Source organism: Pseudomonas sp. FBCC-B545 (assembly GCF_059134095.1).
Genome location: NZ_CP101441.1, coordinates 2,721,932 through 2,734,063 on the forward strand (window position 1 = coordinate 2,721,932; position 12,132 = coordinate 2,734,063).

Annotated in this window: 12 protein-coding genes; 10 read left to right on the top strand and 2 right to left on the bottom strand. The window is 60.5% G+C overall.

What is annotated here, in order from left to right; genetic code table 11:
- Nucleotides 1-9 precede the first annotated feature (9 nt).
- Complete coding sequence (locus NMB39_RS12675; protein ID WP_198721169.1) at nucleotides 10-504, bottom strand: DUF1543 domain-containing protein; 495 nt, start codon at nucleotides 502-504, stop codon at nucleotides 10-12.
- A gap of 106 nt (nucleotides 505-610) precedes the next feature.
- Here NMB39_RS12675 and NMB39_RS12680 point away from each other — a divergent pair, with 106 nt between their 5' ends.
- A complete protein-coding gene (locus NMB39_RS12680; protein WP_494339139.1) occupies nucleotides 611-1,432 on the top strand; it encodes an aldo/keto reductase in 822 nt (273 codons plus the stop codon).
- Between the two features lie 53 nt (nucleotides 1,433-1,485).
- On the opposite strand, the gene NMB39_RS12685 is transcribed toward NMB39_RS12680, so the two are convergent.
- Entirely contained in the window at nucleotides 1,486-2,001 is a 516-nt protein-coding gene (locus NMB39_RS12685; RefSeq protein WP_494339138.1) for an Hcp family type VI secretion system effector, read from the bottom strand.
- 466 nt (nucleotides 2,002-2,467) lie between these two features.
- Between NMB39_RS12685 and tssA the strand changes: the two genes are divergently transcribed.
- Genes tssA through tagH form a run of 9 tightly spaced genes read left to right on the top strand, consistent with a single transcriptional unit; the run spans nucleotide 2,468 to nucleotide 12,127 of the window.
- Nucleotides 2,468-4,018: a type VI secretion system protein TssA gene (gene tssA / locus NMB39_RS12690; protein ID WP_494339137.1), complete on the top strand. Its 1,551-nt coding sequence runs from the start codon at nucleotides 2,468-2,470 to the stop codon at nucleotides 4,016-4,018.
- 24 nt (nucleotides 4,019-4,042) lie between these two features.
- On the top strand, nucleotides 4,043-4,552 hold the full coding sequence (tssB, locus tag NMB39_RS12695) for a type VI secretion system contractile sheath small subunit (RefSeq protein WP_057025113.1): 510 nt from the start codon (nucleotides 4,043-4,045) through the stop codon (nucleotides 4,550-4,552).
- A 15-nt stretch (nucleotides 4,553-4,567) separates the two neighbouring features.
- Nucleotides 4,568-6,046 (top strand): type VI secretion system contractile sheath large subunit, encoded by a 1,479-nt coding sequence (gene tssC / locus NMB39_RS12700; protein WP_494339136.1) that lies wholly within the window; start codon nucleotides 4,568-4,570, stop codon nucleotides 6,044-6,046.
- Between the two features lie 14 nt (nucleotides 6,047-6,060).
- The gene (gene tssE / locus NMB39_RS12705) at nucleotides 6,061-6,462 is read left to right on the top strand and encodes a type VI secretion system baseplate subunit TssE (protein ID WP_367236523.1); all 402 of its coding nucleotides are present in this window, start codon (nucleotides 6,061-6,063) and stop codon (nucleotides 6,460-6,462) included.
- Entirely contained in the window at nucleotides 6,452-8,239 is a 1,788-nt protein-coding gene (tssF, locus tag NMB39_RS12710) for a type VI secretion system baseplate subunit TssF (RefSeq protein ID WP_494339135.1), read from the top strand. Before tssE ends, tssF begins: the two co-directional genes overlap by 11 nt.
- Nucleotides 8,203-9,210, top strand: coding sequence for a type VI secretion system baseplate subunit TssG (gene tssG, locus NMB39_RS12715; RefSeq protein WP_494339134.1), 1,008 nt, complete (start codon nucleotides 8,203-8,205; stop codon nucleotides 9,208-9,210). The genes tssF and tssG overlap by 37 nt, the downstream gene beginning before the upstream one ends.
- A 12-nt stretch (nucleotides 9,211-9,222) precedes the next feature.
- Nucleotides 9,223-10,752 (top strand): sigma-54 interaction domain-containing protein, encoded by a 1,530-nt coding sequence (locus NMB39_RS12720; RefSeq protein WP_367236518.1) that lies wholly within the window; start codon nucleotides 9,223-9,225, stop codon nucleotides 10,750-10,752.
- Nucleotides 10,753-10,787: 35 nt separating this feature from the next.
- Nucleotides 10,788-10,919 carry a hypothetical protein gene (locus NMB39_RS12725; RefSeq protein WP_043050517.1) on the top strand — a complete coding sequence of 44 codons (132 nt, stop codon included), beginning with the start codon at nucleotides 10,788-10,790 and terminating at the stop codon, nucleotides 10,917-10,919.
- Nucleotides 10,920-10,936: 17 nt separating this feature from the next.
- Complete coding sequence (gene tagH, locus NMB39_RS12730; protein ID WP_494339133.1) at nucleotides 10,937-12,127, top strand: type VI secretion system-associated FHA domain protein TagH; 1,191 nt, start codon at nucleotides 10,937-10,939, stop codon at nucleotides 12,125-12,127.
- The last annotated feature ends 5 nt before the right edge of the window (nucleotides 12,128-12,132 follow it).

Consider the following 12,132-nt stretch of genomic DNA (forward strand, 5'->3'; position numbering starts at 1 on the left):
TTCCAGGGCTCAGGGCAACACGATGTAGTCATTGCGCTGGACAATAGGGGCGTGCGGGCCTTGTACGAGATGGACATAACGTCCGTCCACCAGATCGATGGGCAGGCAATCGTCGATATCCATGACCGCGTCGGTGTGGGCCTGGGACCATTGGCGCAACATCTGCCGTTTGCCCATGCTCATCGCTTCGCGTTTGTTGCGGGCGACCACCAGCAGGTAGTGGTGATCTTCTCCGAAGCGCTTGGCCTCGTAGCCGCCGAGGTTGATAAAGTACAGGTGATGGGCATCGCCGTGGGGCGCCAGTGGGCTGAGTTCGACCTTCCATCCGTCGACGCCATCCACCGCCATCCATGAATCGATGTGCACGCCCTTGGAGCTGCCGAACCAGGCATCGCGCAATTGCGGGTAGGTGGCCTGCAAGGTGTCTGCCACTGCGAACACCACATCGTGCACCTCGATTTTGGCCCGTGGGTGCTTGCCCCCGAGCATGACGACAAACAGCATTGCGGGTGATTCCTGGCGACTGGCGAGAGGGCAACCATACTGGGATTGAACCCTTTTGTCCGCTCAGTGCCACAGTGTTAATCCGCGAACTCACCAGGAGGTTGTCATGCGTACCATTGATCTGGCCGGCGTTCCCGTCCCTGTCATCGGCCAGGGGACCTGGCGCATGGGCGAAGACCCGAGCCGGCGCCGCGCCGAAGTCGCCGCGCTGCAACTGGGTATGGACGAGGGCCTGACCCTCATCGATACCGCCGAGATGTATGGCGAAGGCGGCGCCGAAGAGGTGGTCGGCGAGGCCATCCGCGGCAAGCGCGACCAGGTGTTCCTGGTCAGCAAAGTCTACCCCCATAACGCCAGCCGCAACGGCGTGCCTCGCGCCTGTGAAGCCAGCCTTCAGCGCCTGGGCACCGATTACATTGACCTGTACCTGCTGCACTGGCGCGGCCAGTACCCACTGGAAGAAACCGTCGAAGCCTTCGAGCGTTTGCGCGAGGCGGGCAAGATCGGCCGGTGGGGTGTATCCAACTTCGATGTGGCGGACCTGCAGGAGCTCGCGTCCCCGGCGTGTGCGACCAACCAGGTGCTCTATAACATCGAAGAACGCGGGATCGAATTCGACCTGCTGCCATGGTGGCAACAGCATCATTTGCCGCTGATGGCTTACTGTCCGATCGCCCAGGGCGGTGAGCTGCTGTCCAGCCCAACCCTCAAGCAGATCGCCCATCGCCATGAGGTGACACCGGCCCAGGTGTGCCTGGCCTGGGTCCTGCGCCAGGATGGCGTGATCGCTATCCCCAAGGCGGTCAACCCCGAACACATACGGCTCAATGCCAGGGCGGCCACCCTGGTGCTGGATGAGCACGACCTTGACGCGATTGATCGTGTGTTTGGCGCGCCCAAGCGTAAGCACCCGCTGGCGATGGTCTAGGCCGTCAACAGGAAGGGCGCCCTCCCTGGCAGCCCTTCCTGCTTCAAGCGCCGTTAGCCGGCTACCGGGCTACGCCAGTCGTCCGAGCCCGAAGTACCGGCTACTTCGTGGGTCCAGGTGATCTTGCGATAGGTGAAATATACCTCCTCCAGATGGGTGAAATTGGCGTTCTCCGGGTCCTGGCAACTGGGCATGCGCGACTGGATGTCCACGATGGTCGCGCCTTCCAGTTCAATGGTGAAGTAGTGCTCCTGGGTGCCGGCCGAAGAAGTGCGCAGCCATTCCAGGCGGCATGAAACTTCTTCACCGGTGGTCAGCGCGCTGAACAGCAACGGTGATGATTTGTCGAAGACCTTGCTGATCATCATGGGTTTATGCACGCGTTGCCCGGTTGGCTGGCCCGATTGCGGGTCGCGTGGAATGATCACTTGGTGGGCGAATGCCTGCACCAGTATCTGGTCTTCGTGACCTTCCTGATAAATGTTGCCTACCGAGTCCTGGGTGAATGTACCTGCCGTGATCAAACCTTGTTTGACGCCGGTAATGGAGAGGTACGCGGGTGTTGGCATGATTGGTTTCCTTGCCTGGTTGAGTAGGTGTTGCCGAACGGTTAAGTTGCCAAATCGGCAACTGCCCTATTACAAGAAGCGTGCCTGAAAGTGTGAATCTCAATGAAGCTGCAGGCTGCAAGAATAATAAGTAACCCGGTCGGGAAGTTGCCCGAAAATGATAGGCTTCTTTGCGAAGATAGTTGCGCAGGAGTGTGCAGTTATTTGCTCGCGCAATGGGCCGGCAAGTACAGGGTGCGAGCAGTTTTTCCCTCGGCTGCACTGCGCAACTAACTGCGCAGCCCACTGTTTTGTGGCGGGCGTAGGACTATTCTTAAGTAGCATTCAGTCGCTTGCCGATCGCTTTTTTCATGACTAAGGTTCACAGGCTTCGGTGGCTTCGATGAAGGTTAAAGCCGCCCTGATATATTGTTTAATAATATTAAAAATTATTTGTCTTGCCCTGGAAGGTGATGTGTTCGACAAAATGGAATATTCAGAAAGGCTGTTCGATTATTATCAGGAAGTTGCGACAGTACCTTGTCGTCCTGAAAGTTTTGCCGGCAGCGACATGCGTTTCTCCGGGGAGTTTGAAGCCCTCGAGGACGAGCTGGGCAAGACTCGATCGATTCATACGGAAGGGCCACCAGACTGGCAGAAGGTCTGCCAGCTAAGCGAGTCTCTATTGCGCGAGCACTCCAAGGATCTGCGGGTTGCTGTCTGGTTGGCCTGGGCCCTGTATCAATGTCATTCATTCACCGGGTTACTGGCCGGTCTCGGGTTGCTGCGCGATCTCTGTGAGCGGCATTGGGCACAGGTCTACCCAAGCAAGTTGCGTACACGCGTGGCCGCATTGGGTTGGCTGGTGTTGCGCATTGAGCCACTGTTTGCGCAGAACCTCTGTGTTGCGGGGCAGTTGCCTGTGTTCCACGCCCTGCTTGAGCACCTCGTGCGGCTTGATCAGCTGTGGGGTCAAAAGCTTGGCAATGAGGCGCCCCAGCTGTTGTCGATCCGCAGGCAACTGTCGGAACGCCTGGCCTGCACCGAACAAGAGGGTGCCAAACCTGAGGTCGTCGTGGGCATCGCTCCCGTCAAGCCGGCAACCACCCAGTTGCCCCAACCCGGGCAACCCATTGACAACGAAAAGGACGCGCACAGGCTGCTGCGTTCATTGCAAGAGCAGGCCCGCCCTTTGTGTGCCTGGTGGTTGCGTCAGGACACCAGGGATCCGCGTGCCTTGCGCCTGGGCCGGACCTTGGCGTGGATGACACTTATCCATTATCCCGATGCCGACGGTGAGCGGGTCACGGCGCTGCGTCCACTGGCCGCCGACAAGCTCAAGCGCTACCAGGAACGCCTGGGCCAAGGCCAATTTGCCGAGCTGTTGCTTGAGCTTGAAGTCAGCCTGACGGGCGCAATGTTCTGGTTCGACGGTTTACGCATGGCCTGGGAATGCCTTGAGGCCGTGCACGCAGACCTGGCCATGACCGAGCTGGAAATGCATTTCGCGCTGCTGCTGCAACGCCTGCCGGACCTGCCGGAGTACCGGTTCGACGATGGCACACCCTTTGCCGACCCTCTCACCTGTGAGTGGATTGCGCTCCATGTAAGGCCTCATTTGCAACGGAGCGAGTCTTTGGCCGTTGTGGCAGCCCCCCCGTGCGAACCCTGGGAGGTCGCCCTGGAAGCGGTGCTGCCTTGCCTGCGAAAGAAGGGGCTCAAGGCTGCGGTCGCAGTGCTCAAGCAGGGCTTGCACGCCGCGCCCGGCGAGCGCGCGCGTTTTCACTGGCGCCTGGCACTGGCCAGGTTGTGTGCGAAAGCGGGCAAGCACGACCTGGCAAGGGTCCAGCTGGAGCAGCTGCAGGAGCAATTGCAGCGTAACGGCTTGGAGCGCTGGGAGCCGGAACTGGCCGTGCAAGTGGGCCAGCGCCTGTACCGGTGTTATGACCTGTTGCCGCAAGGCCACGGCATACGCGAGTGCAAGGAGTCTCTCCATCGACGGTTATGCCAACTCGATCTCGAAGCAGTACTTGAATAAAGCCCTATCAAAAGGAGTAGCACCATGGCCAAAGACGGTTCGGTAGCCCCCAAGGAACGGATCAATATCACCTTCAAACCGGCCATCGGCGGCGCACAAGAGGACGTTGAACTGCCGTTGAAGTTGCTGGTGCTGGGTAATTTCACTCAGCGTGAAGATCTGCGCAAGCTCGAGGATCGCAAGCCCATTGGCATCGACAAGCACACCTTCGACGACGTGCTGGCCAAACAAGCGCTCGGCTTGACGCTGAGCGTGCCCAATCGCCTCCAGGAGCAAGCCAGCGTGGAGGAGTTGACGATCCAGGTTCGGATCAACGCGATGAAGGACTTCAATCCCGCGAACCTGATCGAGCAGATCCCCGAGTTGCAAAAACTGATGGCGTTGCGTGAAGCACTGGTAGCGCTCAAGGGCCCGCTGGGCAACACGCCGAACTTTCGCAAAGCCATTGAACAGGCCTTGGCCAACGGCGATTGCCGCGCCCGGGTCCTGGCCGAGCTGGGGCTTCCCAGCCCTCACGCCGGACATATTCAGTAAAAGGACACTGAGAGCATGACCACGATCCAACACGAACTGCAAACGGTACAGGCCCCAGAAGCCGGCAGCATCCTCGATAACATCATTGCCCAGACATTGCTGAGCGCTGACGACGAGGCCTATGGCATTGCCAGGCGCGGTGTGTCGGCGTTTATCGCAGAGCTGCTCAAGCCGCATAACCGCGACGAACCGGTGAAGAAACGCCTGGTTGACCGGATGATTGCCGAGATCGATACCAAGCTTAGCCAGCAGATGGATGAGATCCTGCACCACCCCGACTTCCAGGCACTGGAGGCTTCCTGGCGAGGGCTGCAGTTGCTGGTCGAGCGCACGAACTTTCGCGAAAACATCAAGATCGAGCTGCTGAATGTCTCGCGCCAGGACCTGCTGGACGATTTCGAGGACTCCTCGGAAATTACCCAGTCGGGACTCTACAAGCATGTGTACAGCGCCGAATACGGACAGTTCGGCGGCCAGCCGGTGGGCGCGATCATTGCCGACTACTTTCTTTCTCCCAGTGCCCCCGATGTGAAGCTGATGCGATACGCATCCAGTGTCGCCAGCATGGCCCACGCGCCCTTTATCGCTGCCGCGGGGCCGAGTTTCTTTGGCCTCGAAAGCTTCACGGGGCTGCCAGACCTGAAAGACCTGCGGGATCATTTCGAAGGGCCGCAGTTTGCCAAGTGGCAAAGTTTTCGCCAGAGCGAAGACGCCCGCTACATCGGTCTCACCGTACCGCGCTTTCTGCTACGCACCCCGTACGACCCCCTTGAGTGTCCGGTCAAGACCTTTACCTATCAGGAGAACGTGGTCAACAGCCACGAGCACTACCTGTGGGGCAATACCGCCTATGCCTTTGCTACGCGCCTGACCGACAGCTTCGCGCGTTTTCGCTGGTGCCCGAATGTCATCGGTCCGCAAAGCGGAGGCGCCGTCGAGGATCTGCCGCTGCACCATTTCCAGAGCATGGGAGAGATAGAAACCAAGATTCCTACCGAGGTACTGGTGTCGGACCGGCGCGAGTATGAGTTGGCACAAGAAGGCTTCATCGCCCTGACCATGCGCAAGGGTAGCGATAACGCCGCGTTCTTCTCCGCCAGCTCGGTGCAGAAACCCAAGTCCTTTGGTACCAGTGAAGAGGGCAGGGCTGCAGAGTTGAATTATCGGCTGGGTACCCAGTTGCCTTACATGATGGTGGTCAATCGCCTGGCCCATTACCTCAAGGTGCTGCAACGCGAGCAATTGGGTGCGTGGAAGGAGCGCACGGACCTGGAGCTGGAGCTCAATAAATGGATTCGCCAGTACGTGGCGGACCAGGAAAACCCCAGTGCCGAAGTGCGCGGGCGGCGCCCATTGCGCGCAGCGCGTATCGTCGTCAGCGATGTCGAGGGCGAGCCTGGCTGGTATCGGGTCAACCTGAGCGTGCGCCCGCATTTCAAGTACATGGGGGCGGACTTCACCTTGTCCCTGGTCGGTAAGCTCGATAAAGCATGAGCAGAGGCCAGGGGATGCCCCACCACAACAGCCTGTTCGAACGCCTTGACCCCGATGCGTCGACCCACGCGTGCCCCGTTGCGTCCGTCGCCGCACATTTGGGCAGGATGCTCAGTACTCGCGCAGGCAGTGTCCAGGCGCTGCCAGATTATGGTTTGCCTGACTTCAATGATATGCAGCTGAGCCTGCATGAGTCCCTGACCCAGTCACGCCTGCTCATCGAACGGTTCATCCAGGCCTACGAGCCGCGGCTGGCGAATGTACGTGTGAGGCTGTTGCCCGTCGCCAGCGGGCCTTTAGCCTTGGCATTTGCCATCGATGCCGGGATGGTCATCGACGGTACTACCCAGCCGGTCGTGTTCCAGGCGCGCCTGACGGATGCCGGACAAATCAAGGTCTGTGTCGATGACCATTAACCGTTATTTTCAGCACGAGCTCAGTGCCCTGCGCCAACTCGGGCGGCGCTTTGCCGAGCGCAATCCTGCCCTGGCGCCGTTTCTCGCAGAGGCCGGCCAGGACCCGGACGTCGAGCGTTTGCTGGAGGGCTTTGCGTTTCTGACCGGGCGCCTGCGCCAGAAGCTCGATGATGAACTGCCGGAGTTGACGCATTCGTTGATGCACTTGCTGTGGCCCAATTATATGCGGCCAATCCCGGCCTTCAGCATCCTGCAGTTTGACCCCTTGAAGCGTGCAGGCCCCAGCGTCCGCGTGGCGCGGGACACTGCGGTGGAAAGTACGCCGATCCAAGGTGAGCGTTGCCGCTTTCGCACCTGCTATGCCACCGACGTAATGCCCCTGCAACTCAGCGGCCTGGAGTACCGGTGCCAAGGCGAAGACGCGTGGCTGGACCTGTGCGTGACCATGAGCACCGAAGGCAGCTTCAATGACCTGGCGTTTGATTCGTTGCGGTTGCACCTGGCCGGCGACCACTACGTCAGCCAGGGCTTGTACCTTGGCCTGCTGCGCCATCTTGACGGTATCCAGGTGTTGCTGTCGGGCCACGACGGCTTGCCGCTCAACACCGCCGATGGACATCCCGTGACGCTACGCCTCAGTGCCAGCCAGGTTCAGCCCGTGGGTTTTGCCCCGGAACAGGCGCTGATGCCTTACCCGCAAAATACGTTCGGTGGTTATCGCCACCTGCAGGAGTACTTTGCCTTTCCCGAGAAGTACCTGTTTGTCGATGTTGAAGGGCTTAATGTACTGCACACACTGCCTTGCGAGCTGCTCAAGCAGGCGCACGGGATGGTCGTGCGCTTCCAATTGCACACGCAGGGGCGCGATGACCTGCGCCCAAGCCTGGATAACGTGAAGCTGTACTGCACGCCTATCGCCAACCTGTTCAATCAAGACGCGATTCCCATTCGCCTGGACGCCAAGCAGGATGAGTACCTGGTGATGCCCGGTGGATATGCGCCGGGGCACGCCAGCGTGTTCTCCGTGGACCGGGTCACCGGGTGGCGCCCTGGTGGGTTGGGTCACCAAACCTACGTGCCGTTCGAGTCCTTTGAACATGATGCACGCCACGAATCGCTGGCTGCGCCCCCCAGCTACAGCATTCGCCAACGCTCGTCGGTGCAGCATGGGGGGCTGGACACCTGGATGGGCTTTGGCACTCGGCGCGCACAGGGCCAGGAAACGTTGTCGATCGAACTGACCTGTACCAATAGCAACCTGGCGCAACAGGTCCGTCTAGGCGAAATCAACCAGCCCGGCGAGCAGGCACCGGAGTCGTTGACGTTTCACAACATCACGACGCCTACCGCGAGCTTCACGCCGCCCTTGGAACAGGACTTCCTGTGGAGGCTGGTCAGCAACATGTCGCTCAACTACCTGTCGTTGACCGATATCAACGCCTTGAAAGTGGTTCTCGAAACCTACGACCTGCCGCGCTATCACGATCGGCAGGCACTCAAGGTCAGCCAGAAAAGGCTGGGCGCGTTGCGTTCCATCCGCCACGAGGCGGTGGACCGGCTGCACCGTGGGCTGCCCATCCGGGGGCTGCGCGTCGACCTGACCGTCGATTCCCAAGGCTTCGTCGGCCAGGGCGACCTGTTTCTATTCGCCTCTGTCATCAATCAGTTCTTTGCACTCTATGCCAACCTCAATTCGTATCACGAGTTGCGGGTCCTCAGCACACAAGGAGACGTGTATCTATGGCCATCCCGGACGGGCCAGCAACCCCTGCTCTGACCCGGCTTTGCCGTGTTATCCGCGAGTACACGCTGTTCCAGGCGGTCTTGCAGGTGACCGAACGGTTGCGCGAAGCGCATCCGCTGCTGGACGAAGATGCGTTGTACGACCAACTGGAATTCCAGGCCAACCCGAGCCTGGGGTTTGCAGCACATGATATTGACCGGGTGGAGTTCTTCATGGACCACGGGGGTTTGCGTGCCCGCCTGCGCCTCAACGTGCTGGGGCTATTTGGTGCAGGGTCACCACTGCCGGCGTTTTATGTTGAGCAGGCGCTTGCCGAACAGCCAGGAGGTAATCCTACCCGCGACTTCCTGGATATGTTTCACCACCGCCTGCACCGTCTGATGCTGCCGATCTGGCGTAAGTATCGCTATTGGGCGTGTTTCCAGACGGGTGCCAACGATGCGTTCTCCGCACAGATGTTTGCGCTGATCGGCCTGGGCGGCAACGCGATACGACGGGCATCCCAACTGGACTGCAAACGCCTGCTGCCTTACCTGGGGCTGTTGAGCCTGCGGGCGCGCTCGGCTGCTGTGATCGAGTCCGTGCTGCGCCACTACTTCAAGCACGACGCGTTGTTTATCGAGCAATGGGTCGAGCGCAGGGTTGATATCAACCCTGTGCAGCGCAACGGCCTGGGTCGCGCCAACTGCGCACTCGGTGAGGATCTGGTCCTGGGGCAGCAGGTTGCGGACCGCTGCGGCAAGTTCAGGGTGCAGTTGCAAGCGCTGGGCTGGCAACGGTTTCACGACTTCCTGCCGACAGGAAAGGCCCATCAGCCGCTGTGTGCACTGGTGCGCCTGGCTACTGGCAGTCCTTTGGACTATGACCTGCGCCTGGTGATGGCGCGCAGCGAAATCAAGGCGCTGCACATTGGCCAGGACAACGTTTGCCGCCTGGGTTGGACCAGTTGGCTGGAACATGAGCGAGCCGATGGCGTGGTGACGCTCGCCGGCAATCTTTATTAGGAACTGATGACCATGCTTAATGAAGACGTGCAAGTGCTGATCGGCACGTGTGCATTCACTGTCGATGCGCTGTCCGCCTGCTTCACCCGCCTGGGGTTTGAACATGATGAACACGTGCTGCCTGGGAAATGCGTTGCGGACGTCGCGCAACTGACCCAGTGCGAGCTCAGCCAGTTGTATCTGTTCGATGAAACGACGGATCGACTGGAGCTTGTCGCCCAACATTTTCCCGACGGCCCTTCACTGGACTCGGCAGGCTCGCACGCCGACCTGCGCAATCAACAACTGCTGCACTACACCTTGAACCAGCGCGCCGCCCTCAGCCTCGATGAGGTACAAGGCAGTTGCTATGACACCCGCTTCCTGCCTGTGTCGCCGGCACCGTGGCGTGCACTGCTGAGCGTGCCGCTGTTCAGTGGGTCTGAACGGCTTACCGGCGTGTTGTTGTGTGCCAGTCAACGTCCGATCCAGTTACACAGCTATGCAAAATCCCTGGGCCAACTGGGCAGTTTTGCCGTGCACCGGCTGCACGTGCTGCGCGGCAGGCACACCAGGGTTGGCGCGCCGCCGAGGCAGGCTGTGCCGTTGGCCGGGGCATATGGCTTGATCGGCAACAGTGCAGCCATGGCGCAGACGCGCCAGTTGATCAGCAAAGTACTGCGTACCCCTTACACCGTCCTGCTGTTCGGCGAGACCGGCACCGGCAAGGAGGTGGTGGCCCGGGCCATTCACGCAGCTGGCCCGCGCAGTGCCAAGGCCTTCGTCGTGCAGAACTGCGCGGCATTTGCCGAAGGGTTGCTGGAGAGTGAGCTGTTCGGCTATCGCAAAGGCGCGTTTACCGGTGCGGACCGCAATCATGCTGGGCTGTTTGACGCTGCCGACGGCGGTACGTTGCTGCTTGATGAAATCGGTGACATGCCGCTGCTATTGCAAGCCAAGTTGTTGCGGGTTCTGCAGGAAGGCGAGATTCGTCCGCTGGGCGCCAGTGCCGCGCACAAGGTCGATGTGCGCATCATCGCCGCGACTCATCGCGACCTGGCGGCCATGGTCGCCGAGGGGCGCTTTCGCGAGGACCTGTATTACCGGCTTGCGCAGTTCCCCCTCCAATTGCCCGCCCTGCGTGAGCGCGACGGCGATGTGCTGCTACTGGCCCGGCATTTCACCGACCAGGCCTGCGCGCAGTTGGGCAGGGCGCCGGTTGAGTGGTCGAACGCTGCCCTCGATCAGCTGTCGAGCCACAACTTTCCCGGCAATGTGCGCGAGCTCAAATGCCTGGTCGAACGCGCCGTGCTGCTGTGTGACGACAATCTGATTCTACCGGTGCACCTGTCGATGCCACTGGCGCCGGCACCGACTGCTGACGACGTGACGCTACGCCAGCGTATGGAACGGGTAGAGCGGATATTTCTGCTCGATTGCCTGCACAAGAACCAGGGCAACCGCACCCGTACCGCACGGGAGTTGGGGGTTGCGCGACGCACGCTGCTCTACCGGCTGGCGCGCTTGAATATTCCCGTTGGCAAGGCCAGGGAAGAGCGCTGAATGGCGTACTTGATGTTCACTGAGGGAGAAACCTGATGCCTGATCGTTCGTGGCAAGCCGTCTTGCTGGTGTTGTGTTTGTTGGGCGGCTGCAACGCCAACACCGTCTTTGACGATGCCGAGTATCGTCCTTTGGGCGACCCGCAGGCGGTCACCCGTGGCCGATGAATAGAGGGAGCCAAAGGATGCAACTGGTGTTTGAGGCCTGTGCGGTCGAGGGTGCGCAAAACGTAGCCCCGGCCCGCAAAGTATTTGACGGTAGAGGCGGTGTGATCGGCCGCGGCTCCGGGTGTGACTGGGTAATACCCGATCCGAGCCGCGTGCTCTCCAGCCATCACGGCTTGGTCGGCTATCGTGAAGGCCGCTATTTCCTGACAGATATCAGCCGCAATGGGACCGGGGTATCGGGCAGTGCCGAACGCCTGCGCAAAGGGCAGGCGCGCTTGATCAGTGATGGCGATGTATTTGACCTTGGGCCAGTGACGATACGGGCGCAATTGCTGGAAGCGCCGCGCCACGGCAGCGAGCAGCGCGTTATCACGGGGGTGCCGATTCCAGATGATGCGTTCCTGTCTTTGGATCCTCTGCATGTGCTGGACCATGAGCACCCGCGACAAGCCCGCTCGGAGGACCTGGAGGCATTGAGCGAGATAGTCGATGAACCCGGCACGTGGGTTGACAGCCAGGGTGCCGAGCGGGAACACCTCATAGTGCCTGGCCCGGTCGATCCCGTGGTGGCGTCTGGCGCAGTGGACCCGATAGCGGTGGCGGCGCCTTCCGATGAGCTGTTCTGGGGGCAGTTTGCAACAGCGTTGGGCATCGACCCGAATACCCTCGAGAGGTCTGACCTGCAGGCCCTGGCAATCAAGGTGGCGCGCCTGTTCCACCTGGGAGTGAACGGCCTGCAACAGACGCTGCGCACCTTTGACGACCTGAACAGCGAGTTGGCCTCGGCACCAGGCGCCAGCCTGGACCTGGCCCAGAACCCTTTGAAAATGTGCCCCGATACAGGGGCTGCAATAGCCGCAATGCTGGGTTCGCAGGTACTGGGCCAGCTGTCCGCTGAACGGGCGATCATCCAGGCCCATCGGGACCTGCAAGTGCGTCAAGCCGCCCTGCTGGCTGCATGCCGAAGCGCGCTGCGTAACGCCAGGGCCGCCTTCGAGCCCAGCTACCTGCTGGGGTGCTTTGAGTCCCAGGGCAGGCCGCCCAGGTTTTTCGCGGATGCGTGGCATTGGCGGGCTTACCAGCGTTACTACCAGTGGTTGGCGGCGGATGAACAGTTGAGTCGGCGTGCGCTGGAAGGTGATTTTGCCAAGGCCTACGAGGAGCAGGTTCGCTTGATCGGCGCCTTGCATAGGGATTTCCCAGGATGAGAGTC